This is a genomic window from Kosakonia sacchari SP1 (assembly GCF_000300455.3).
Classification (GTDB): domain Bacteria; phylum Pseudomonadota; class Gammaproteobacteria; order Enterobacterales; family Enterobacteriaceae; genus Kosakonia; species Kosakonia sacchari.
The window spans coordinates 4,700,811-4,723,873 of sequence record NZ_CP007215.2 but is presented as its reverse complement, the minus strand read 5'-3'; the positions used below and the strand labels follow the sequence as shown (position 1 = coordinate 4,723,873).

The following is a 23,063-nucleotide window of genomic DNA, read 5'->3' as shown; positions in this document are numbered from 1 at the left end:
TGATGGCCGAATCCCAACCCCTCTCAGCCGCTCCCGAAGGAGCGGAGTATCTGAGAGCGGTGCTGCGCGCGCCGGTTTACGAAGCGGCGCAGGTAACGCCGCTGCAAAAAATGGAGAAGCTCTCTTCGCGTCTCGACAACGTGATCCTGGTGAAGCGCGAAGACCGCCAGCCGGTGCACAGCTTTAAGCTGCGTGGCGCGTACGCAATGATTGCCGGGCTGACACCTGAGCAGAAAGCGCACGGCGTGATTACTGCTTCTGCGGGCAACCACGCGCAGGGCGTGGCAATGTCATCGACACGTCTGGGTATCAAATCGCTGATTGTTATGCCGGTTGCCACTGCAGATATCAAAGTGGATGCGGTGCGCGGCTTTGGTGGCGAAGTGCTGCTACACGGTGCCAACTTCGACGAAGCGAAAGCGAAAGCCATTGAACTGGCTGAACAACAAGGTTTCACCTTTGTGCCGCCGTTTGATCACCCGATGGTGATCGCCGGGCAGGGTACGCTGGCGCTGGAGTTGCTGCAACAGGACGCGCATATCGATCGGGTTTTTGTGCCGGTCGGCGGTGGCGGTTTAGCGGCGGGCGTGGCGGTGTTGATTAAACAGCTGATGCCGCAAATCAAAGTGATTGCGGTGGAGGCGGAAGACTCCGCGTGCCTGAAAGCGGCGCTGGATGCGGGTCATCCGGTCGAGCTACCGCGCGTGGGCTTGTTTGCCGAAGGCGTAGCGGTAAAACGCATTGGTAACGAAACTTTCCGTCTGTGCCAGGCATATCTCGATGACATCATCACTGTAGATAGCGATGCGATTTGCGCGGCGATGAAAGATCTGTTCGAAGATGTCCGCGCGGTGGCGGAACCGTCCGGCGCGCTGGCGCTGGCGGGGATGAAAAAATACGTCGCTAAACACAACATCCGTGGCGAACGGCTGGCGCATGTGCTTTCCGGCGCGAACGTCAATTTCCACGGCTTACGTTATGTTTCTGAGCGTTGCGAGCTGGGCGAGCAGCGTGAAGCGCTGCTGGCGGTGACCATTCCGGAAGAGAAAGGTAGCTTCCTGAAGTTCTGCCAGTTGTTGGGCGGGCGCTCCGTGACTGAGTTTAACTATCGCTTTGCCGATGCCAAAGATGCCTGCATTTTTGTCGGTGTACGTTTAAGCCGCGGGCTGGAAGAGCGCAAAGAGATCCTCGCGCTGCTGAACGAAGGCGGTTATAGCGTCGTGGATCTTTCCGACGATGAGATGGCGAAACTGCACGTGCGTTACATGGTGGGCGGGCGACCGTCAAAACCACTGCGCGAACGTCTGTACAGTTTTGAGTTCCCGGAATCGCCTGGTGCGCTGCTGAAGTTCCTGCATACGCTCGGTACGCACTGGAATATTTCATTGTTCCATTACCGCAGCCACGGCACCGATTATGGGCGCGTTCTGGCGGCGTTTGAGCTGGGCGAGCATGAACCGGATTTCGAAACCCGGCTCAACGAGCTGGGCTACGAGTGCCACGACGAAACAAATAACCCGGCGTTCCGCTTTTTCCTTGCCGGTTAGTTGTTTGGCAGGATTTTCCAGAACGCATCAATAAGCGGCTCATAGAGCCGCTTTTTTTGTACGCACACGCCGAGTTCAAACGGCGTTTTCTCATCGCTGCGTTCAAGGATCATCACGCGGTTGCGCACCGGTTCCGGGCTGTTTTCCAGCACCACTTCCGGTATGAGCGCCACGCCGCAACCGAGCGCGACCATCGACACCATTGCTTCGTGGCCGCCAACGGTGGCGTAAATCGACGGGTTGCTGATTTTATGACGGCGGAACCATAGCTCGATACGGCGGCGCACCGGGCCCTGATCGGCCATAATAAAAGGCACGGTTGACCAGTCTGGTTCGGGCTGCGAAACCTGGTTACGCACCGGACAAGGCAGTGCAGGTGCTATCAGCACCACGGCCAGGTTTTCCAGCATTGAAAAAGCTACCGCGCCGGGCAGCGTCTCCGGTTTCCCGGCAATGGCCAGATCCGCTTCGCCGGTGACCACTTTTTCCATCGCATCGGCGGCATCGCCAGTGGTGAGTTTGATCTCTACCGACGGATGTTCCGCGCGAAAACGATCGAGAATTGGCGGTAAATGGCTGTAAGCCGCAGTAACGGAACAGAAAAGATGCAGCTCGCCGGAGAGCGACGGGCCTTGCTGGTCGATGGTGTGGCGCAATTGCTGATACTGCAATAACGTTTGCTGCGCGAAAATACGCAGTTCTTCGCCCGCTTCTGTCAGCGTGACGGTACGGTTATCGCGCACAAACAGCGGTTGCCCGAGATCTTCTTCCAGCCGCTGGATTTGTCGCGAAAGCGTGGAGGGACTGACATGCATGGCGCGCGCGCTGCGGCCAAAATGGCGGCTTTCGGCCAGATGCAGGAATGTTTTCAGATCGCGTAAATCCATGAGACAGACTCCACAAATTTACATTGCAAAAATTGCAATGTGACATTGTTAATATATCAATTTAAGCAACGCATTTCCTGTCATATAGTGGGTTCAATCTCGCGATTCAGCGAACTGAACAATAAATATTGCCCTGAATAATTTGCGCAACAGAAAATCCAACGCGTTAGCGCAAAAGAAGAACGGCACAACACAACATCACACGACGAGGTCTCAAATGGCTAACTACTTTAATACACTGAACCTGCGCCAGCAGCTGGCGCAGCTGGGCAAATGCCGCTTTATGGCGCGTGACGAATTTGCCGATGGCGCAAGCTACCTTCAGGGTAAAAAAGTGGTCATCGTCGGCTGCGGCGCCCAGGGCCTGAATCAGGGCCTGAACATGCGCGACTCCGGTCTGGATATCTCTTACGCGCTGCGTAAAGAAGCCATTGCGGAAAAACGCGCGTCCTGGCGCAAAGCGACCGAAAACGGTTTTAAAGTCGGCACGTATGAAGAGCTGATCCCGCAGGCGGATCTGGTCGTGAACCTGACGCCGGACAAACAGCACTCTGACGTCGTACGTTCCGTGCAGCCGCTGATGAAAGACGGCGCGGCACTGGGTTACTCTCACGGTTTCAATATCGTGGAAGTGGGTGAGCAGATCCGTAAAGACATTACCGTTGTGATGGTGGCGCCGAAGTGCCCTGGCACTGAAGTGCGTGAAGAGTACAAACGCGGTTTCGGTGTTCCGACGCTGATCGCCGTCCACCCGGAAAACGACCCGAAAGGTGAAGGGATGGCGATTGCTAAAGCCTGGGCTGCGGCAACCGGTGGTCACCGTGCGGGCGTTCTGGAGTCCTCTTTTGTTGCGGAAGTGAAATCTGACCTGATGGGCGAGCAGACTATCCTCTGCGGTATGCTGCAGGCGGGTTCCCTGCTGTGCTTCGACAAGCTGGTGGCGGAAGGTACTGACCCGGCTTACGCAGAAAAACTGATTCAGTTCGGTTGGGAAACCATCACCGAAGCGCTGAAACAGGGCGGTATTACGCTGATGATGGATCGCTTGTCCAACCCGGCGAAGCTGCGTGCTTACGCGCTGTCAGAACAGCTGAAAGGCATAATGGCGCCGCTGTTCCAGAAACATATGGACGACATCATCTCCGGCGAGTTCTCTTCCGGCATGATGGCTGACTGGGCCAATGACGATAAGAAACTGCTGACCTGGCGTGAAGAAACCGGTAAAACCGCGTTCGAAACCGCACCGCAGTTTGAAGGCAAAATCAGCGAGCAGGAGTACTTTGATAAAGGCGTGCTGATGATTGCGATGGTGAAAGCGGGCGTTGAACTGGCGTTCGAAACCATGGTGGCGTCCGGCATTATCGAAGAGTCCGCTTACTATGAATCGCTGCATGAACTGCCGCTGATTGCCAACACCATCGCACGTAAGCGTCTGTATGAGATGAACGTGGTTATCTCCGATACCGCAGAGTATGGCAACTACTTGTTCTCTTACGCTTGCGTACCGCTGCTGAAAGAGTTTATGACCACGCTGCAAACGGGTGACCTGGGTAAAGCGATTGCCGAAGGTGCAGTAGATAATGCGCAACTGCGCGATGTGAATGATGCAATTCGCAGCCATGCCATTGAGAAAGTGGGTCAGAAATTGCGCGGTTATATGACGGATATGAAACGTATCGCCGTCGCGAGTTAATTCCTCGTCGTCTTTCGGTCGTGGCAAGACGAATTTCAAAGAAAAGTTTAAGCCCGGAGGCGTTAGCGCTTCCGGGCTTTTTTATGCGCGGCAATGGATGCGATCTTTTTTGCCCATTTATCTTGTTGAATTCGTCTTTATGTAATATCGTAAGTTACATGAAAATAAATAACTCATTCTCCGCAACGCTGCACATCCTGCTCCATATGGAACAGGCCGATAAACCGATGACATCAGAACAGATGGCTGAGTACATCGACGGCAATCCTGCGTTTATTCGCAAACTGCTCGCCGGGTTACGGGAAAAGCAGATTGTCTGCGCGACCAAAGGTCACCACGGCGGCTGGCGGCTTTGCCGCTCCGTCAGCCAGGTCACTCTCTACGACATCTACATCGCACTGGGATCGCCCGCGCTGTTCGCATTGGGCAATCGTAATGAAAACCCCGAATGCCTGGTTGAACAAGGGGTGAACCGGGTGATGTCATCGACACTTGCCGACGCACAATCGCTGATCCTTGAACGATTTAAAAACCTGACACTACACGATGTCGGCGCGGAATTTATCAGTTACTTCAACGAAAAGGGGCATCACTGATGATTGCAGATTTAATCACCTGCCTGATGATTGCGCTGGCTGCCAGCAGCATTTCAATAACGGTGACACAAACGGAGCTATTTGCGGCTTTTCGTGAATGGACGGTGAAAAAGAACGCGATGATAGGGCACTTGTTTCAGTGTTTCTATTGTCTGAGCCACTGGGCGGTGTTTGGCGGCATGCTGGTGTACCGTCCTGCGCTGTTGCACAGCGGCTTTGCATTGATTGACTGGGTGATGACGGCGTTTATTACCATTACGCTGGCGACATTGATTAATGGCCTGATGTTCAAAGTATTCCAGGCGGCGATCAATATGCATGTGATGAAGCATGACGCGCAGCAGAAGCTGCAATCGCACAAATAAAAAAAGCCTCTCTATGATGAGAGGCTCAACCATTAGTTGCGGTACAGCACTTTGATGATGTGGTAACCGAACTGGGTGTGAAGCGGGCCGGTTGGCTCCAGCACCGGGCAGGAAAACACCACTTTATCGAATGCGGGAACCATCTGGCCCTGACGGAATTCGCCCAAATGTCCGCCTTTTTTACCTGACGGGCAGATAGAGTGTTTCTTCGCCAGCTTTTCGAAATCGCCGCCGTTTTTGATCTGTTCCAGAAGATCCAGCGCCAGTTTCTCTTCTTTAACAAGGATATGCAGTGCTGCTGCAGTTTTTGCCATGATCGTGCCTTGAGTGAGGTTGTTGAGGCTGGCTATACTACCACGCGTTTATACACTTCGATCTTCATTCTGCCCCGGCTTCGAGTTGCGCCTGTGGTTCAACTTATGCGAGGGCCGCTGGTGCCGCAGTAAGCTGCGTTAAAATCTGAATCCCGGCAGATTCGTTATTCCACCACTTACATTAGTAAGCGGCTGAAGATTCACGGCCTGAATGATTTTGTGTATATATTCCCCCTCCAGACTTTTCATTGAGTGATTTTTTATGCGTTTAAACCCCGGACAACAACAAGCCGTCGAATTTGTCACCGGACCATGCCTGGTGCTGGCGGGAGCTGGATCCGGTAAAACACGTGTGATCACCAATAAAATCGCCCATTTGATCCGTGGCTGCGGCTATCAGGCGAAACATATCGCGGCGGTAACCTTTACCAACAAAGCGGCGCGCGAGATGAAAGAACGCGTTGCGCAGACGCTGGGGCGCAAAGAGGCGCGTGGATTGATGATCTCTACGTTCCACACGCTGGGGCTGAATATCATCAAACGTGAGTTCGCCGCGTTGGGGATGAAATCTAACTTTTCCCTGTTTGACGACACCGATCAGGTCGCACTGCTAAAAGATCTGACCGAAGGGCTGATCGACGATGACAAAGTGGTGCTGCAACAGCTGATCTCTACGATCTCAAACTGGAAAAACGATCTGCTGACGCCGCCGCAGGCCGCTGCCCGTGCAAACGGTGAACGCGATCGTATTTTTGCTCATTGTTATGGTCTGTACGACGCTCATATGAAGGCGTGTAACGTACTCGATTTTGACGACCTGATCCTGCTGCCGACGCTGTTATTACAGCGTAATGAAGAGGTGCGCGAACGCTGGCAGAACAAGATCCGTTATCTGCTGGTGGATGAATATCAGGACACCAACACCAGCCAGTATGAACTGGTAAAGCTGTTAGTGGGTCAGCGCGCGCGCTTCACTGTCGTGGGTGACGATGACCAGTCTATTTATTCGTGGCGCGGGGCACGGCCGCAAAACCTGGTGCTGCTGAGTCAGGATTTCCCGGCATTGCAGGTGATTAAACTGGAGCAAAACTACCGCTCTTCCGGGCGCATCCTGAAAGCGGCGAATATCCTCATCGCCAACAACCCACACGTGTTCGAAAAGCGGCTTTTTTCCGAGCTGGGTTACGGTGCGGAGCTGAAAGTGCTCAGCGCCAACCACGAAGAACATGAAGCCGAGCGCGTAACGGGTGAGCTGATTGCTCACCACTTCGTGAATAAAACCGAATATAAGGATTATGCGATCCTCTATCGTGGCAACCACCAGTCGCGCGTATTCGAAAAATTCCTGATGCAAAACCGTATTCCGTACAAGATTTCCGGCGGCACCTCATTCTTTTCGCGCCCGGAAATCAAAGATCTGCTGGCCTATTTGCGGGTACTGACAAATACGGATGATGACAGTGCGTTTTTGCGCATCGTGAATACGCCAAAGCGTGAAATTGGCTCGGCAACGCTACAAAAGCTGGGTGAATGGGCGATGTTGCGTAATAAGAGCCTGTTTGCCGCCAGCTTTGACGTTGGCCTGAACCAGACGCTGACCGGGCGCGGTTATGACGCGCTGACGCGTTTTACTCACTGGCTGGGCGAGGTTCAGCGCTTGTCGGAACGCGAACCTATCGCAGCGGTGCGCGATTTAATTCACGGCATTGATTACGAATCCTGGTTGTTCGAAACATCCGCCAGCCCGAAAGCTGCAGAGATGCGCATGAAAAACGTCAACACGCTGTTCGGCTGGATGACAGAGATGCTGGAAGGCAGTGAACTGGACGAGCCGATGACGCTGGCGGAAGTCGTCACGCGCTTTACCCTACGCGACATGATGGAGCGTGGCGAGAGTGACGACGAATCCGATCAGGTGCAGTTGATGACGCTACACGCTTCTAAGGGCCTTGAATTCCCGTATGTTTTCCTCGTTGGTATGGAAGAGGGGTTGTTGCCGCACCAGAGCAGTATCGATGAAGATAACGTCGATGAAGAGCGGCGGCTGGCTTATGTAGGCATCACCCGAGCGCAGAAAGAGCTGATTTTCACTCTCTGCAAAGAACGCCGCCAGTACGGCGAGTTAGTTCGCCCCGAGCCGAGCCGCTTCCTGCTGGAACTGCCACAGGACGACCTGATTTGGGAACAGGAACGAAAAGTGGTCAGCGCCGAAGAGCGCATGCATAAAGGTCAGGCCAATGTGGCGAATATTCGCGCGATGCTGGCGAAAGCGAAGGACAAATAAAAATCTGCTTTCAGTGAAGGCAACGTTGATTACGCTCTTGAAGAGCGGGCTGAAAAAATTAAAAAGAAGCGTCTGCCCGCTCTGTAAGGTTTGAACCCGGCAGAGCTGCGGAACGTTGGTTTTCAGCGAGCAACAAAAAGCCTGCAGCGAGCGGGCTATATTCGTATGAAGATTACTGGATTTCCAGCGACCAGTGCACGTAACTTTGCCACTGGCTTTCTTGATCAATCAGCTCTGCGCCAAGCGGATGACTTTCCAGCCACCCTTGCGGCAGCGTCAGCACCAGCTTCTCTCCCTGCGCGGTAACCGCAATTTCCGGCAGCAGATCGTCGCGACGACGGCTGGCGAAAATAATGGCAAGACGAAGCAGACGACAAAGATGCTCGGCTACGCGCGGCGGTACGGCGTTTTGCTGATGCAGCGACGAGAGATCGACGGCGTTCGTCTGATTAAGCAGCAACGTCGCGAGCAGTTTCTTTTGCGCGGGAGTAAACCCTGGCAGATCGAGATTACGTACCAGCCATGCCGCGTGCAGCGGTGCTTGCTTAAACTCAATGCTCAAACCAATTTCATGCAGTTCGCAGGCAACTTTCAGAATTTCGATGCTGTACGCATCTAATTCCCACACTTTAGCAACGCTCTGCGCAAAACGTCCGGCCAGCATTGTCACGCGGCGCGATTGATCGGTATCGATAATAAAACGGCGTTGAATATTGCGCAGCGTGCGGCTACGAATGTCTTCATCTACCGCCAGGTGCAACATGCCGTAGACCAGACCTTCTCGTAATGCGCCACCGGCCAGCGTCATGCTTTCAATATTCATTTCGGTGAAGATAGCGATAAGGATTGCCAGACCGCTCGGGAACACCAACGCGCGTTCCAGCGTCAGACCTTCGATTTCCAGCTCTTCAAGCCGCCCGCACTGTATGGCGCGCTGTTTAAGCTGCTGCAATTTAGCGAGGGTGATGCGCTCATCCATGCCCTGCGCCATCATGATTTCTTGCAGTGCCTGAACCGTACCCGATGCCCCGACACAAACTTTCCAGCCATGGCGGCGAAGCTCATCGGCAACCGGGCGCAGCACCTCACGCGCGGCCTGTTCAGCGGCGGCGAAGTTTTCCTGTCCGAGATTTCGGTCGGTGAAAAAGCGCTCAAGCCAAGTGACACAGCCCATCGACAGGCTGAAAAGAGAGGTCGTTTGTGCCCCGGTGCCGGTGACCAGCTCCGTGCTGGCGCCGCCAATATCAACCACCAGACGCTGATCTGCGCCACCTGTCGTGTGTGCAACACCCTGATAAATCAGCCGCGCTTCTTCCTCGCCGCTAATGACTTGCACCGGGCAGCCGAGGATTTCTTGCGCTTTGTCGATAAACTCCTGCGCGTTAACCGCCAGGCGCAATGTGGCCGTTGCTACGACGCGGATTTGTTCCTGGGGAATATCCTGTAGACGTTCGGAAAACAGCCGCAGGCACTGCCACCCTCTCTCCATCGCTTCCTGAGAAAGACGATTGTCGGGGCTTAACCCTGCAGCCAGGCGAACTTTCCGTTTGATGCGAGAAAGCGTCTGAATGCTTCCCGCCACCTCGCGCACAACCAGCATATGAAAACTGTTGGATCCAAGATCAATAGCGGCATAGAGCGAGGCGGAACCGAGCATATTTTTAACCTGAACGACGACGATTACGTGGGGCGCCACCGCTGCGGCGCGGGCCGTTGCCAGAGCGTGAACGCGTCAGGCGTTTTGGCGGCGGCAGCTCGGTGAGCAGGGCATCCGGATCGTATTTGCTGACCGGGATAGAATGCCCGATATAGGTCTCAATCGCTGGCAGGTTCAATGCGTACTCTTCACAGGCGAGGCTGATTGAGTGACCGCTGGCGCCAGCACGACCGGTACGACCGATACGGTGAACGTAATCTTCGCAATCATCCGGCAGATCGTAGTTAAAGACGTGTGTAACCGCAGGAATATGCAGACCACGAGCTGCAACGTCAGTCGCCACCAGAATGTCGAGATCGCCACGTGTGAACTCATCAAGAATACGCAGGCGTTTTTTCTGCGCAACATCGCCGGTCAGCAAACCAACACGATGACCATCTGCAGCCAGGCTGCCCCAGATATCTTCACAGCGGTGTTTGGTGTTAGCGAAGATAATGGCGCGATCCGGCCACTCTTCTTCGATCAGCGTTTGCAGCAGGCGCATTTTCTCGTCGTTAGACGGGTAGAAAAGCTCTTCTTTAATACGGTGGCCCGTTTTTTGTTCCGGCTCCACTTCCACGTACTCAGCGTTATTCATCTGCTCAAACGCCAACTCGCGCACCCGGTAGGACAACGTGGCGGAGAAGAGCATATTCAAACGTGAAGTCACGGGTGGCATACGGCGGAACAGCCAGCGGATATCTTTGATAAAGCCCAGATCGTACATCCGATCTGCTTCGTCCAGCACCACGACCTGGATCGCGCCCAGGTTAATATGGTTCTGTTTGGTGTAATCGATCATTCGGCCCGTGGTGCCGATTAAAATATCGACGCCGCTTTCCAGCACTTTCAGCTGTTTGTCGTAGCCATCACCGCCGTAAGCCAGACCCAGTTTCAGGCCAGTCGTCTGCGCCAGCGGTTCTGCATCGGCGTGAATTTGTACCGCGAGTTCACGTGTCGGCGCCATAATAATCGCGCGCGGCTGGTTCACTTTACGGTCTTCAATTGCCGGGTGAGAGAGAAGATAATGAAACGTTGACGTTAAAAACGCCATCGTTTTGCCGGTACCGGTTTGCGCCTGACCTGCAACATCACGGCCCGCCAGCGTCAGCGGAAGAGCCAGGGCCTGAATAGGCGTGCAATTATGAAACCCTTTTTTTTCAAGGGCTTCGATCACCTTTGGGTGCAGGGCGAAGTCGGTAAACTTCTGTTCTGTTAAATGTGTTTTGCTCATAGTGTGGTAGAATATCAGCTTACTATTGCTTTACGAAAGCGTATCCGGTGAAATAAAGTCAACCTTTAGTTGGTTATTGTGGCATCAACACGTTGCTGTTTTATGCTACACCAACATGCCAGGCTTATTCCTGTGGAGTTATATATGAGCGATAAAATTATTCACCTGACTGACGATAGTTTTGACACGGATGTACTCAAAGCGGACGGGCTTGTGCTCGTTGATTTCTGGGCAGAGTGGTGTGGACCGTGTAAAATGATCGCCCCGATTCTGGATGAAGTCGCTGATGAGTACGAAGGCAAGCTGACCATTGCGAAACTGAACATCGACCAGAATCCAGGCACCGCGCCGAAATACGGCATCCGCGGTATCCCGACCCTGCTGCTGTTTAAAAACGGCGAAGTTGCAGCAACCAAAGTTGGCGCCTTGTCTAAAGGCCAACTGAAAGAGTTCCTGGACGCCAACCTGGCATAACCCCAGACTCCGCCGGCGTGCCAGCAGTCCTAATTTTTTTGGATCGCTGGACGCCCGGCTTCAGCCGTGCTAATTTAGTTTTGACTTCGTTTTGAACATACCTTTAGTTGTTTGAATCTTGCATTACCCCGATACTTCCCGCAGGGCAATACCATCGCGAGAGAAGTAGACAGATTCCGGGCTTATCACTTATTCCGTCTTATCGTTTCAGTTCTGCGTACTTTCCTGTGACCAGGCACCGATCAGACATAAGTTGATGGCCGTTAACAGGCATGGATGACCCTGCCATACCATTCACAACATTAAGTTCGAGATCTACCCCGAGTTTAAGAACCCACACCATTATGAATCTTACCGAATTAAAGAATACGCCGGTTTCTGAGCTGATCACTCTCGGCGAAAATATGGGGCTGGAAAACCTGGCCCGTATGCGCAAACAGGACATCATTTTCGCCATCCTGAAGCAGCACGCGAAGAGTGGCGAAGATATCTTTGGCGATGGCGTGCTGGAGATTCTGCAGGATGGATTTGGTTTCCTCCGCTCCGCAGACAGCTCCTACCTCGCCGGCCCCGACGACATCTACGTATCCCCCAGCCAAATCCGCCGTTTCAACCTCCGCACTGGTGACACCATTTCAGGTAAGATTCGCCCGCCTAAAGAAGGTGAGCGTTACTTTGCATTGCTGAAAGTTAACGAGGTGAACTTCGATAAGCCGGAAAACGCGCGCAATAAGATTCTGTTCGAAAACTTAACGCCGCTGCACGCGAACTCTCGTCTGCGTATGGAACGTGGTAATGGCTCGACGGAAGACTTAACCGCACGCGTACTGGATCTGGCGTCGCCGATCGGTCGTGGTCAGCGTGGTCTGATTGTCGCACCGCCAAAAGCCGGTAAAACCATGCTGCTGCAGAACATCGCGCAGAGCATTGCTTACAACCATCCTGACTGCGTATTGATGGTGCTGCTGATTGACGAACGTCCGGAAGAAGTGACCGAGATGCAACGTCTGGTTAAAGGCGAAGTGGTTGCTTCTACCTTTGACGAACCGGCTTCCCGTCACGTGCAGGTTGCAGAAATGGTTATCGAGAAGGCTAAACGCCTGGTCGAACACAAGAAAGACGTTATCATTCTGCTGGACTCCATCACCCGCCTGGCTCGCGCTTACAACACTGTTGTTCCAGCTTCAGGCAAAGTGTTGACCGGTGGTGTCGACGCGAACGCCCTGCACCGCCCGAAACGCTTCTTCGGTGCTGCGCGTAACGTGGAAGAGGGCGGTAGCCTGACCATTATCGCGACCGCGCTGATTGATACCGGTTCAAAAATGGACGAAGTGATTTACGAAGAGTTTAAAGGCACCGGTAACATGGAACTGCACCTTTCGCGTAAAATTGCTGAAAAACGTGTCTTCCCGGCGATTGATTACAACCGTTCCGGTACGCGTAAAGAAGAGCTGCTCACCACTCAGGAAGAGCTGCAGAAAATGTGGATCCTGCGCAAAATCATTCACCCGATGGGTGAGATCGACGCGATGGAGTTCCTCATTAACAAGCTGGCAATGACGAAGACCAATGATGAATTCTTCGACATGATGAAGCGCTCTTAATATAAATAAACCTCGGAAGCGCCACGTTTTTACGTGGCGTTTTTTATTTGCGAGCTATACGCTATATGCACTGGGACAGGCATTGTCCAACGCTGGCGACAACAAATAGACAATTCATCTTTTGAATGATTTATTTGTTTGAAAAGTAAACAATAACGCCTGTGAATGACCTGCATTCTCCTTTTATGGGGCGTAGCATCGTCGTTATACTGTCAGGATAAACATTAGCTGAGAGCATGCATTGTGAATTTACTCACTGCTTTGACGGAATTATTCAGTATTTTTTTGTTCACCACCGTTTTTTTGTTTTTTGCCCGCAAAGTGGCAAAACGTATCGGTCTGGTGGACAAACCCAACTTTCGTAAACGGCATCAAGGGTTGATTCCGCTGGTTGGGGGCATCTCAGTTTATGCGGGGATTTGTTTTACCTTTAGCGTTACCGATTACTATATTCCCCATGCAGCGCTCTATCTCTTTTGCGCAGGGGTTCTGGTATTTATCGGTGCGCTGGACGATCGCTTTGATATCAGTGTGAAAATCCGAGCCTCTATTCAGGCGCTGATTGCCATTGTCATGATGGTCGTCGGCAAGCTTTATCTCAGCAGCCTCGGCTATATTTTTGGCTCATGGGAGATGGTGCTCGGTCCTTTCGGCTACTTACTGACATTGTTTGCTGTATGGGCAGCAATCAACGCATTTAATATGGTTGATGGCATTGATGGCCTTCTCGGTGGGCTTTCCTGCGTTTCGTTTGCTGCAATCGGCTTCATCTTATGGTTCGACGGGCAATCCAGCCTTGCGCTGTGGTGTTTCGCCATGATCGCCGCGATACTACCTTACATCTTATTGAACCTGGGCATCCTGGGACGTCGCTATAAAGTATTTATGGGCGACGCCGGAAGTACGCTTATCGGTTTTACCGTCATTTGGATTTTGCTCGAAACGACGCAGGGCCAAACACACCCTATCAGCCCGGTTACGGCTTTATGGATCATCGCCATTCCTTTAATGGATATGGTGGCAATTATGTATCGCCGTTTACGCAAAGGGATGAGTCCTTTTTCGCCGGATCGTCAGCATATTCATCATCTGATCATGCGCGCAGGGTTTACTTCTCGTCAGGCCTTTGTGCTGATTACCCTTGCAGCCGCTTTGCTGGCCAGTATTGGCGTTGCCGCAGAATATCTCCGTCTCACCCCAGAATGGGTGATGTTGGCATTGTTCTTGCTAGCATTCTTTTTATATGGCTACTGCATTAAGCGTGCGTGGAAAGTGGCGCGTTTTATTAAACGTGTAAAACGCAGAATGCGCCGTAGCAGGGGTCAAAAATCAACACTAACCAAGTAAAACCGGGAAAGCGATGATTCAACCAGTGTCGGGAACACCTTCAACAAGCACGGAAAATGAGCTGGATATCCGAGGCTTATTTCGTACTTTGTGGGTAGGAAAATTATGGATCGCGGGGATAGCTGCACTGTTTGCTTTACTCGCCTTAGTCTGGACCTTCTTTGCTACCCAGGAGTGGAGCGCGACCGCAGTTACCGACCGTCCCACCGTTAATATGTTGGGAGGTTATTATTCTCAGCAGCAGTTCCTGCGTAACCTGGACGACAAAGCTAACCAGACACCTACCGATCAGGTATCGGTCATGGATGAGGCGTATAAAGAGTTCATTATGCAACTCGCCTCCTGGGATACACGGCGTGATTTTTGGTCGCAGACGGATTACTACAAACAGCGTCTGGTTGGTAACAGCAAAGCGGATGCGGCGACGCTCGACGAGCTCATCAATAACATTCAGTACACGCCTGGCGATGTTGTCCGCAACCTTAACGATAACGTTAAGTTGATTGCTGAAACCGCGCCAGATGCCAACAACCTGCTGCGTCAGTATGTCGCTTTTGCCAGCCAGCGAGCTGCCAGCCATCTTAACGATGAGCTAAAAGGCGCCTGGGCCGCGCGTACCATCCAGATGAAAGCGCAAGTTAAACGCCAGGAAGAAGTGGCAAAAGCAATATTCAACCGGCGTTTGCACAGCGTTGAGCAAGCACTTCAAATCGCTCAACAGCACAACATTTCCCGCACTGAGACAGAAGTTCCGCCAGATGAATTGCCGGATTCAGAATTGTTTATGCTGGGCCGCCCGATGCTGCAAGCGAGGCTGGAAAACCTGCAGGCAGTGGGGCCACAGTTTGATCTGGACTATGATCAAAATCGGGCAATGCTGAATACGCTTAACGTCGGTCCGACCCTTGATCCCCGTTTTCAGACATATCGTTATTTGCGTACGCCGGAAGAACCGGTAAAACGCGACAGCCCGCGTCGTGCTTTCCTGATGATTATGTGGGGAATTGTTGGTGCGTTAATCGGCTCCGGAATTGCATTAACACGCCGCCGTTCGAATTAAACGCCGTCTGAGATGAAGGCTTCGTGCCTTCATCCTCTAATCGAAGAGAATCGTTGTGAAAGTACTTACCGTATTTGGCACGAGGCCAGAAGCCATCAAAATGGCTCCGCTGGTACATGCGCTGGCAAAGGATCCAGACTTTGAAGCAAGAGTTTGCGTCACTGCGCAGCATCGGGAGATGCTTGATCAGGTGTTAACGCTCTTCTCTATTGTTCCGGATTACGATCTAAATATTATGCGGCCAGGACAAGGGCTTACGGAAATTACCTGCGGCATCCTTGAAGGCTTAAAACCCATCCTTGAATCCTTCCGCCCGGATGTGGTGCTGGTGCATGGCGACACGACAACGACGATTGCGGCGAGCCTTGCCGCATTTTATCAGCGTATTCCTGTCGGGCATGTTGAAGCAGGCCTGCGAACTGGCGATCTCTCTTCCCCCTGGCCAGAAGAGGCAAACCGCACGTTGACGGGCCACCTGGCGATGTATCACTTTGCGCCGACGGAAAACTCCCGCCTTAATTTACGCCGTGAGAATGTTGCGGATAACCGTATTTTTGTCACTGGCAATACCGTTATTGATGCCCTTTTCTGGGTTCGCGACAGCGTGATGAACAACCCTTCGCGCTACGAGGAGCTGGCGGCGCGTTATCCGTTCCTCGACAGAGATAAAAAACTCATTCTTGTCACCGGCCATCGACGTGAGAGTTTTGGGCTTGGTTTTGAACAGATTTGCCATGCGCTGGCGGATATCGCCGCGCAACATGATGATGTGCAAATTGTTTATCCGGTCCATCTGAATCCCAACGTCAGCGAGCCAGTAAACCGAATTCTTGGTCACGTTGAGAACGTTACGCTAATCGAACCCCAGGATTACCTGCCGTTTTTGTGGCTGATGAATCATGCCTGGCTGATCCTGACGGATTCAGGCGGTATTCAGGAAGAAGCTCCTTCGCTCGGCAAGCCGGTGCTAGTGATGCGTGATACCACCGAACGCCCGGAAGCCGTCGATGCGGGTACGGTGAAACTGGTTGGCACGGATCGCCAGCGCATTGTGGAAGAGGTCTCGCACCTGCTTCATGACAACGATGCCTGGCAGGCGATGAGCCGCGCGCACAATCCTTATGGTGACGGGCTGGCCTGCGGCCGCATTTTGCACGCACTTAAAAATAATCGGGTAACACTATGAGCTTTAAAACCATTTCCGTTATTGGCCTGGGCTATATTGGTCTGCCTACCGCAGCGGCGTTTGCGTCACGGCACAAGCAGGTTATTGGCGTCGATATTAACGCCCATGCGGTGGAAACCATTAACCGTGGCGAAATCCATATTGTCGAGCCGGAACTGGGAAGTGTAGTGAAGTCGGCGGTAAACGGTGGCTATCTTCGCGCGAGCACTACACCTGTCGTCGCAGATGCTTACTTGATCGCCGTGCCAACGCCGTTTAAAGGCGAGCACGAGCCGGATATGGCCTATGTTGAGGCGGCGGCTAAATCCATCGCGCCAGTGCTTAGCAAAGGCGCGTTAGTGATCCTTGAGTCGACCTCGCCGGTAGGGGCAACAGAACAAATGGCGCAGTGGCTTGCCGAAGCGCGCCCGGATCTCACTTTCCCGCAGCAGGCGGGTGAAAACGCTGACGTTAATATCGCCTACTGTCCGGAGCGCGTGCTGCCGGGGCAAGTAATGGTCGAGCTGATTAAAAATGACCGCGTGATTGGCGGGATGACGCCGGTTTGTTCGGCGCGAGCCAGCGAGCTGTACAAAATTTTCCTCGAAGGCGAATGTGTGGTGACCAACTCGCGTACCGCTGAAATGTGCAAACTTACCGAAAACAGCTTCCGCGATGTCAACATTGCGTTTGCCAATGAACTGTCGCTGATTTGCGCCGATCAGGGGATCAATGTTTGGGAGTTGATTCGTCTGGCGAACCGCCATCCGCGTGTCAATATTCTCCAGCCTGGGCCTGGCGTCGGCGGGCACTGTATCGCCGTTGATCCGTGGTTTATTGTCGCGCAGAACCCGCAGCAGTCGCGGCTTATCCGCACCGCGCGTGAAGTTAACGACTTTAAGCCGCACTGGGTGTTGAATCAGGTTAAAGCGATGGTCGCCGATTGCCTGACGGCCAGCGGGAAACGCGCCAGTGAAATCAAAATCGCCTGTTTCGGGCTGGCCTTTAAGCCCAATATCGATGATTTGCGTGAAAGCCCGGCAATGGAAATTGCCCTCGACATCGCGCAGTGGCACAGCGGTGAAACGCTGGTGGTGGAACCGAATATTCATCAACTGCCGGCTAAATTCGCCGGACACGCCACGCTGGTAAATACCCATGATGCGCTGGCGCAGGCCGATGTGCTGGTGATGCTGGTTGATCATAACGAGTTTAAAGCGGTGGAGAGCACCAGCATTGACCAGCAGTTCGTTGTCGATACCAAAGGTGTCTGGCGCTAAGCGAGCGAGCATAAAGGAAACAGCATGACCATTCACGGCACGGTAGAAGAACTGGCATGGGAAAGCCGCTTTTTTAGCTTGCGTAGCGCGATTGTTCGCCTGCAACCCTCTGCGCCTGCGTTGACCAACGCAGATTTTGCTAATTGGGCGCGTGTGCAGGTGAAACTACCGGCATCGCAGCCCGAGACGTTGGATGCGTTGCAGCAGCTCGGTTTTCAACTGGTTGAAGGCGAGATTGACCTCTCGCTGGCGGTAGAGGAACAGGGCATCGATCCGGCGGCTGATGTGGCAACGCTTGCGGATATCCCTGTGCTACGTCAGATGGCTGCCGAAATCTTTGTGCAGAGCCGGTTCCGCGCCCCCTGGTATCCAGCTGAAGCGAGCGGACGTTTTTATGCACAATGGATTGAAAACGCGGTAAAAGGCGAGTTCGACCATCAATGTCTGGTCTTTCGTAATGCGCAGGGTGCTATCAAAGGCTTTGTTTCGCTGCGACAGCTCAACGAACAGGAAGCCCGTATTGGTCTGCTGGCCGGGCGCGGTATGGGCGAAAAATTAATGCAGGCGGCGTGTCATTGGGCGCGCCAGCGCGAGCTAAAACGTGTGCGGGTAGCGACTCAGCTTGGGAACACTGCCGCACTTAAACGCTATATTCAGAGCGGGGCGAATATTGAAAGCACCGCCTTGTGGCTATACAGGTGACTCTATGATCCCCTTTAACGCTCCACCGGTGGTGGGAACGGAACTCGACTACATGCAGTCGGCGATGGGCAGCGGTAAATTGTGCGGCGATGGCGGTTTTACCCGCCGTTGTCAACAATGGATGGAGCAGCGTTTTCGCAGCGCGAAAGTCTTGCTGACACCTTCCTGCACGGCATCGCTGGAGATGGCCGCGCTACTGCTGGATATCCAGCCCGGTGATGAAGTGATCATGCCGAGCTACACCTTCGTTTCAACTGCCAACGCGTTTGTCCTGCGTGGTGCGAAAATCGTCTTTGTTGATATCCGCCCGGATACCATGAACATTGATGAAACGCTGATCGAAGCCGCCATCACCGAAAATACTCGCGCCATTGTGCCGGTGCATTACGCGGGTGTCGCCTGCGAAATGGATACCATTATGGCGATTGCCAAACACCATAATTTGTACGTGGTGGAAGATGCCGCACAGGGCGTGATGTCGACCTATAAAGGGCGGGCGCTGGGCACCATCGGCCATATTGGTTGCTTTAGTTTCCATGAAACCAAAAACTACACCGCCGGCGGCGAAGGTGGCGCGACGCTGATTAACGATCGCGCGCTGGTAGAGCGGGCAGAGGTCATTCGTGAGAAAGGCACTAACCGCAGCCAGTTTTTCCGTGGGCAGGTAGATAAATACACCTGGCGGGATATCGGTTCCAGCTATCTGATGGCGGATCTCCAGGCGGCCTATTTATGGGCGCAACTGGAAGCGGCAGAACGCATTAATCAGCAGCGCCTGGCGCTATGGCAAACCTATTACGACGCATTAAAGCCGCTGGCGCGCGCGGGTCGTATTGAGCTGCCCTCGATCCCTGCGGAGTGTAGCCATAATGCGCATATGTTTTATATCAAGCTGCGCGATGAAGCCGACCGTAGTGCCCTGATTTCCTTTCTGAAAGAATCGGAAATCCTCGCGGTGTTCCACTATATCCCGCTGCATGCTTCACCGGCCGGTGAAAAATTCGGTGAATTCCACGGCGAAGATCGTTACACCACGCAAGAAAGTGAGCGTTTGCTTCGTCTGCCGCTGTTCTACAACCTGGCACCGGTTAATCAGCGCACCGTTATCAGCACGCTTCTGAGCTACTTCAACTGACATGTCGCTGGCAAAAGCATCAATATGGACGGCCGCCAGCACGCTGGTCAAGATTGGCGCGGGCTTGCTGGTGGTCAAATTGCTTGCGGTGGCGTTTGGACCATCAGGTGTCGGGCAGGCGGGGAATTTCCGCCAGCTTATCACCGTGCTGGGTGTGTTGGCAGGTGCCGGGATTTTTAACGGCGTAACGAAATTTGTCGCGCAATACCATGACGATCCGGCTCGCTTGCGCATTGCTGTGGGCACGTCGTCTGCGATGGTGCTGGGCTTTTCGACGCTGCTGGCGCTGATTTTCCTGCTGGCGGCGGCACCAATCAGCCAGGGATTATTTGGTCATAGGGATTATCAAGGGCTGGTGCGCCTGGTGGCGCTGGTGCAGATGGGCATTGCATGGGCCAACCTGCTGCTGGCGGTAATGAAAGGGTTTCGCGACGCAGCAAGTAACGCGCTGTCGCTGATTATCGGTAGCGTGATCGGCGTGCTGGCGTGGTTTCTCTGTTTCAAACTGGGTGGCTATCAGGGCGCGTTGCTGGGAATGGCGCTGGTTCCGGCGCTGGTGGTTATCCCGGCAATGTTCATGCTGATGCGGCGTGGCAGTGTTCCGCTGGCGTACTTTGCGCCGCGATGGGACAACGGATTAGCGGGGCAGTTAAGCAAATTTACGCTAATGGCGCTGATCACCTCAGCGACCCTGCCACTGGCCTACGTGATGATGCGAAACCAACTGGCCGCGCACTACAGCTGGGATGATGTGGGGATCTGGCAAGGGGTCAGCAGTATCTCCGATGCTTATCTGCAATTTATCACCGCCTCGTTCAGCGTTTATCTGTTGCCAACATTGTCCAGACTGACGACAAAAGCAGAGATCTCGCGCGAAATCGTTAAATCGCTGCGTTTTGTGTTACCGGCGGTAGCGGCAGTGAGCCTTTGCGTCTGGCTGCTGCGCGATGTGGCGATTTGGCTGCTATTTTCCGACAAGTTCACAGCGATGCGCGATCTGTTCGCCTGGCAACTGGTCGGGGATGTATTGAAAGTGGGCGCTTACGTATTTGGTTATTTGGTGATCGCCAAAGCGTCGCTGCGCTTTTATATTCTGGCTGAAGTGAGCCAGTTCGCGCTGTTAACGCTGTTTTCACGCGTGCTTATCCCGGCACATGGCGCCATCGGCGCGGCGCAAGCCTATATGGCGACTTACATTTTTTATTTTGCCGCTTGCTGCGGCGCTTTTTTGATTTGGCGTAAGAAGGCATGACTGCACTGATTCACGTATTGGGTTCGGATATCCCACACCATAACCAGACTGTTCTGCGGTTTTTTAACGAAAACCTTGCGGCCTCGGGTGAGTATGCCCGTGAATTTATGGTGGTTGGCTGCGACGAAGGGCAACGCGCGGCGTATCCGGAATTAACGCTGCACTTCTATGGCGATAAAAACGCGCTGGCAAAGGCCGTTGTCGTGCGCGCAAAGGCCGATCGTCAGCAACGCTTCTTCTTTCACGGTCAGTTCAACTTCGGCCTGTGGCTGGCGTTATTGCGCGGCGCTATCAAGCGCGAACAGTTCTACTGGCATGCCTGGGGCGCCGATCTGTATGAAGTGTCGCGCAGCCTCAAATTCCGTCTTTTTTATCCGCTGCGTCGTTTAGCGCAACGCCGGGTGGGCTGCATTTTTGCTACCCGTGGCGATCTGGCCTGGTTCGGGCAACGTAACCCTGCTGTGCGCGGTGAGCTGCTCTATTTTCCTACGCGTATGGATCCGGCGCTGAATACCATGGCGCACGAGCTGCAACGGGAAGGCAAACTGACGATTCTGGTGGGTAACTCCGGCGACCCGAGCAATGAGCACATTGCTGCATTGCGCGCGATTCACCGCCAGTTTGGCGACACGGTCAATATCATTGTGCCGATGGGTTACCCGGCGAATAACGACAGCTATATAGCAGCGGTTCGCAACGCTGGTCTGGCGCTATTTAGCGCAGAAAACTTGTGTATTCTGAGCGAAAAAATGGACTTTGACGCTTATCTGGCACTGCTGGCGCAATGCGATTTAGGTTACTTTATTTTCGCCCGTCAGCAGGGGATCGGCACGCTTTGCTTACTGATTCAGGCTGGCGTTCCCTGCGTACTGAATCGGGAAAATCCGTTCTGGCGCGATATGGTGGCAGAAGATATTCCGGTGTTGTTTACCAGCGATGCGCTAAGCGAATCGGTGATCCGCGAAGCCCGGCGACAACTGGTAGCCGTGGATAAGAATGCCATTACGTTCTTTAGCCCGAATTACATTACGCTTTGGCATAAAACACTGCGTATGGCTGCGGGGATCGTCGGATGAGCCCACTTGAGTTTTGCGGACTGTTTATCATCTGGCTGTTGGCGACACTCTTTATCGCCACGCTGACCTGGTTTGAATTCCGCCGTGTGCGTTTTAACTTTAACGTTTTCTTTTCACTGCTGTTTCTGCTGACCTTTTTCTTCGGTTTTCCGCTGACGTGCGTGCTGGTGTTCCGCTTTAACGTCGCCGTGGCACCGCCGGGAATTATGATGCAGTCATTGCTGGCGGCGGCGTGTTTCTATGGCATCTATTACGTCACCTATAAAACGCGGCTGCGAGCGAAAGCCGAACAGGCGACACGTCGCCCGCTGTTCACCATTAACCGGGTGGAAGCGCATCTGACATGGGTGATGCTGATGATCATCGCGCTGGTGAGTGTGGGGATCTTCTTCATGCACAACGGCTTTCTGTTATTCCGCTTGCACTCCTATAGCCAGATCTTCTCCAGCGAAGTTTCCGGCGTCGCGTTAAAACGTTTCTTCTACTTCTTTATTCCGGCGATGCTGGTGGTCTACTTTCTGCGTCAGAGCGCACAGGCATGGCTGTTCTTTTTGGTCAGCACCGTGGCGTTTGGTCTGCTGACCTACATGATTGTTGGCGGTACGCGAGCCAATATCATTATCGCGTTCGCGATTTTCCTGTTTATCGGCATTATTCGCGGCTGGATTTCGCTCTGGATGCTGGCGGCAGCGGGCGTACTGGGGATTGTCGGTATGTTCTGGCTGGCGCTAAAACGCTATGGCTTAAATGTCAGCGGCGACGAGGCGTTTTACACCTTTTTATACCTGACGCGCGATACCTTCTCGCCGTGGGAAAACTTGTCGCTGCTGTTGCAAAACTACGACAAGATTGATTTTCAGGGACTGGCGCCAATTGTGCGCGACTTCTATGTGTTTATTCCTTCCTGGTTATGGCCTTCGCGGCCAGGCATTGTGCTCAACACGGCGAACTACTTCACCTGGGAAGTGCTCAACAACCACTCCGGGCTGGCGATTTCGCCCACGCTGATTGGTTCGTTAGTGGTGATGGGCGGCGCGTGGTTTATCCCGCTGGGCGCGGTGGTGGTGGGCCTGATCATTAAATGGTTCGACTGGTTATATACTTTAGGAAACCGGGAAACCAACCGCTATAAAGCCGCGATTCTTCATAGCTTCTGCTTTGGCGCTATTTTCAACATGATTGTGCTGGCGCGCGAAGGGCTGGATGCGTTTACCTCGCGGGTTGTCTTTTTCCTTGTCATTTTCGGCTTCTGCCTGCTAATAGCGAAACTGCTCTACTGGCTGTTTGACAGTGCAGGGCTTATACATCGTCGCGATACGCGCGTAGTGAAACCCCTCTCCCAGATGTGAAAA

Annotated in this window: 20 protein-coding genes; 16 read left to right on the top strand and 4 right to left on the bottom strand. The window is 53.3% G+C overall.

What is annotated here, in order from left to right; translation table 11 throughout:
* Positions 1 to 2: 2 nt before the first annotated feature.
* Positions 3 to 1,547 carry a threonine ammonia-lyase, biosynthetic gene (gene ilvA / locus C813_RS45290; RefSeq protein ID WP_025263774.1) on the top strand — a complete coding sequence of 515 codons (1,545 nt, stop codon included), beginning with the start codon at positions 3 to 5 and terminating at the stop codon, positions 1,545 to 1,547.
* Here ilvA and ilvY read toward each other — a convergent pair.
* Positions 1,544 to 2,434, bottom strand: coding sequence for an HTH-type transcriptional activator IlvY (ilvY, locus tag C813_RS45285; protein ID WP_017459706.1), 891 nt, complete (start codon positions 2,432 to 2,434; stop codon positions 1,544 to 1,546). The two genes, ilvA and ilvY, sit on opposite strands and share 4 nt — an antisense overlap.
* Positions 2,435 to 2,651: 217 nt before the next feature.
* Between ilvY and ilvC the strand changes: the two genes are divergently transcribed.
* The 3 genes from ilvC (at position 2,652) to C813_RS45270 (ending at position 5,088) form a co-directional block, all read left to right on the top strand.
* A complete protein-coding gene (gene ilvC / locus C813_RS45280) occupies positions 2,652 to 4,127 on the top strand; it encodes a ketol-acid reductoisomerase (protein WP_017459707.1) in 1,476 nt (491 codons plus the stop codon).
* A gap of 158 nt (positions 4,128 to 4,285) precedes the next feature.
* On the top strand, positions 4,286 to 4,723 hold the full coding sequence (locus C813_RS45275; protein WP_025263773.1) for an RrF2 family transcriptional regulator: 438 nt from the start codon (positions 4,286 to 4,288) through the stop codon (positions 4,721 to 4,723).
* The gene (locus C813_RS45270; protein WP_017459709.1) at positions 4,723 to 5,088 is read left to right on the top strand and encodes a hypothetical protein; all 366 of its coding nucleotides are present in this window, start codon (positions 4,723 to 4,725) and stop codon (positions 5,086 to 5,088) included. The genes C813_RS45275 and C813_RS45270 overlap by 1 nt, the downstream gene beginning before the upstream one ends.
* 32 nt (positions 5,089 to 5,120) lie before the next feature.
* Here the strand turns inward: C813_RS45270 and ppiC are convergent, their stop codons facing one another.
* Positions 5,121 to 5,402 (bottom strand): peptidylprolyl isomerase PpiC, encoded by a 282-nt coding sequence (gene ppiC, locus C813_RS45265; protein WP_001140255.1) that lies wholly within the window; start codon positions 5,400 to 5,402, stop codon positions 5,121 to 5,123.
* Positions 5,403 to 5,664: 262 nt separating this feature from the next.
* On the opposite strand from ppiC, the gene rep reads away from it, so the two are divergent.
* Positions 5,665 to 7,686 carry a DNA helicase Rep gene (gene rep, locus C813_RS45260; RefSeq protein WP_017459710.1) on the top strand — a complete coding sequence of 674 codons (2,022 nt, stop codon included), beginning with the start codon at positions 5,665 to 5,667 and terminating at the stop codon, positions 7,684 to 7,686.
* 172 nt (positions 7,687 to 7,858) lie between these two features.
* Here rep and gppA read toward each other — a convergent pair whose 3' ends face one another.
* On the bottom strand, positions 7,859 to 9,343 hold the full coding sequence (gene gppA / locus C813_RS45255) for a guanosine-5'-triphosphate,3'-diphosphate diphosphatase (protein ID WP_017459711.1): 1,485 nt from the start codon (positions 9,341 to 9,343) through the stop codon (positions 7,859 to 7,861).
* A 4-nt stretch (positions 9,344 to 9,347) separates the two neighbouring features.
* A complete protein-coding gene (rhlB, locus tag C813_RS45250) occupies positions 9,348 to 10,616 on the bottom strand; it encodes an ATP-dependent RNA helicase RhlB (protein ID WP_017459712.1) in 1,269 nt (422 codons plus the stop codon).
* Positions 10,617 to 10,760: 144 nt separating this feature from the next.
* Here rhlB and trxA point away from each other — a divergent pair, with 144 nt between their 5' ends.
* The 11 genes from trxA to wzyE all read left to right on the top strand — a co-directional run bounded on the left by trxA (position 10,761) and on the right by wzyE (position 23,060).
* A complete protein-coding gene (gene trxA, locus C813_RS45245) occupies positions 10,761 to 11,090 on the top strand; it encodes a thioredoxin TrxA (protein WP_017459713.1) in 330 nt (109 codons plus the stop codon).
* Positions 11,091 to 11,434: 344 nt separating this feature from the next.
* Positions 11,435 to 12,694, top strand: coding sequence for a transcription termination factor Rho (rho, locus tag C813_RS45240; RefSeq protein WP_004386383.1), 1,260 nt, complete (start codon positions 11,435 to 11,437; stop codon positions 12,692 to 12,694).
* Positions 12,695 to 12,937: 243 nt separating this feature from the next.
* Positions 12,938 to 14,041 (top strand): UDP-N-acetylglucosamine--undecaprenyl-phosphate N-acetylglucosaminephosphotransferase, encoded by a 1,104-nt coding sequence (gene wecA, locus C813_RS45235; protein WP_017459714.1) that lies wholly within the window; start codon positions 12,938 to 12,940, stop codon positions 14,039 to 14,041.
* Positions 14,042 to 14,054: 13 nt separating this feature from the next.
* Positions 14,055 to 15,101 (top strand): ECA polysaccharide chain length modulation protein, encoded by a 1,047-nt coding sequence (wzzE, locus tag C813_RS45230; RefSeq protein WP_017459715.1) that lies wholly within the window; start codon positions 14,055 to 14,057, stop codon positions 15,099 to 15,101.
* A gap of 55 nt (positions 15,102 to 15,156) precedes the next feature.
* Positions 15,157 to 16,287, top strand: coding sequence for a non-hydrolyzing UDP-N-acetylglucosamine 2-epimerase (gene wecB, locus C813_RS45225; RefSeq protein WP_025263772.1), 1,131 nt, complete (start codon positions 15,157 to 15,159; stop codon positions 16,285 to 16,287).
* Complete coding sequence (wecC, locus tag C813_RS45220) at positions 16,284 to 17,546, top strand: UDP-N-acetyl-D-mannosamine dehydrogenase (protein WP_017459717.1); 1,263 nt, start codon at positions 16,284 to 16,286, stop codon at positions 17,544 to 17,546. Before wecB ends, wecC begins: the two co-directional genes overlap by 4 nt.
* A 24-nt stretch (positions 17,547 to 17,570) precedes the next feature.
* Positions 17,571 to 18,248, top strand: a complete 678-nt coding sequence (gene rffC, locus C813_RS45215; RefSeq protein ID WP_017459718.1) for a dTDP-4-amino-4,6-dideoxy-D-galactose acyltransferase — start codon at positions 17,571 to 17,573, stop codon at positions 18,246 to 18,248.
* 4 nt (positions 18,249 to 18,252) lie between these two features.
* Positions 18,253 to 19,383: a dTDP-4-amino-4,6-dideoxygalactose transaminase gene (gene rffA / locus C813_RS45210; RefSeq protein ID WP_017459719.1), complete on the top strand. Its 1,131-nt coding sequence runs from the start codon at positions 18,253 to 18,255 to the stop codon at positions 19,381 to 19,383.
* Between the two features lies 1 nt (position 19,384).
* Positions 19,385 to 20,635 carry a lipid III flippase WzxE gene (wzxE, locus tag C813_RS45205; RefSeq protein WP_017459720.1) on the top strand — a complete coding sequence of 417 codons (1,251 nt, stop codon included), beginning with the start codon at positions 19,385 to 19,387 and terminating at the stop codon, positions 20,633 to 20,635.
* Complete coding sequence (locus C813_RS45200) at positions 20,632 to 21,711, top strand: TDP-N-acetylfucosamine:lipid II N-acetylfucosaminyltransferase (protein ID WP_017459721.1); 1,080 nt, start codon at positions 20,632 to 20,634, stop codon at positions 21,709 to 21,711. Before wzxE ends, C813_RS45200 begins: the two co-directional genes overlap by 4 nt.
* On the top strand, positions 21,708 to 23,060 hold the full coding sequence (gene wzyE, locus C813_RS45195) for an ECA oligosaccharide polymerase (protein ID WP_017459722.1): 1,353 nt from the start codon (positions 21,708 to 21,710) through the stop codon (positions 23,058 to 23,060). The genes C813_RS45200 and wzyE overlap by 4 nt, the downstream gene beginning before the upstream one ends.
* Positions 23,061 to 23,063 lie beyond the last annotated feature (3 nt).

Bases quoted from the DNA above. Each gene is read 5' to 3' on its own strand.
- ilvA (WP_025263774.1), top strand. From the start codon at position 3: ATGGCCGAATCCCAACCCCTCTCAGCCGCTCCCGAAGGAGCGGAGTAT.
- ilvY (WP_017459706.1), bottom strand. From the start codon at position 2,434: ATGGATTTACGCGATCTGAAAACATTCCTGCATCTGGCCGAAAGCCGC.
- ilvC (WP_017459707.1), top strand. From the start codon at position 2,652: ATGGCTAACTACTTTAATACACTGAACCTGCGCCAGCAGCTGGCGCAG.
- C813_RS45275 (WP_025263773.1), top strand. From the start codon at position 4,286: ATGAAAATAAATAACTCATTCTCCGCAACGCTGCACATCCTGCTCCAT.
- C813_RS45270 (WP_017459709.1), top strand. From the start codon at position 4,723: ATGATTGCAGATTTAATCACCTGCCTGATGATTGCGCTGGCTGCCAGC.
- ppiC (WP_001140255.1), bottom strand. From the start codon at position 5,402: ATGGCAAAAACTGCAGCAGCACTGCATATCCTTGTTAAAGAAGAGAAA.
- rep (WP_017459710.1), top strand. From the start codon at position 5,665: ATGCGTTTAAACCCCGGACAACAACAAGCCGTCGAATTTGTCACCGGA.
- gppA (WP_017459711.1), bottom strand. From the start codon at position 9,343: ATGCTCGGTTCCGCCTCGCTCTATGCCGCTATTGATCTTGGATCCAAC.
- rhlB (WP_017459712.1), bottom strand. From the start codon at position 10,616: ATGAGCAAAACACATTTAACAGAACAGAAGTTTACCGACTTCGCCCTG.
- trxA (WP_017459713.1), top strand. From the start codon at position 10,761: ATGAGCGATAAAATTATTCACCTGACTGACGATAGTTTTGACACGGAT.
- rho (WP_004386383.1), top strand. From the start codon at position 11,435: ATGAATCTTACCGAATTAAAGAATACGCCGGTTTCTGAGCTGATCACT.
- wzzE (WP_017459715.1), top strand. From the start codon at position 14,055: ATGATTCAACCAGTGTCGGGAACACCTTCAACAAGCACGGAAAATGAG.
- wecC (WP_017459717.1), top strand. From the start codon at position 16,284: ATGAGCTTTAAAACCATTTCCGTTATTGGCCTGGGCTATATTGGTCTG.
- rffC (WP_017459718.1), top strand. From the start codon at position 17,571: ATGACCATTCACGGCACGGTAGAAGAACTGGCATGGGAAAGCCGCTTT.
- rffA (WP_017459719.1), top strand. From the start codon at position 18,253: ATGATCCCCTTTAACGCTCCACCGGTGGTGGGAACGGAACTCGACTAC.
- wzxE (WP_017459720.1), top strand. From the start codon at position 19,385: ATGTCGCTGGCAAAAGCATCAATATGGACGGCCGCCAGCACGCTGGTC.
- C813_RS45200 (WP_017459721.1), top strand. From the start codon at position 20,632: ATGACTGCACTGATTCACGTATTGGGTTCGGATATCCCACACCATAAC.
- wzyE (WP_017459722.1), top strand. From the start codon at position 21,708: ATGAGCCCACTTGAGTTTTGCGGACTGTTTATCATCTGGCTGTTGGCG.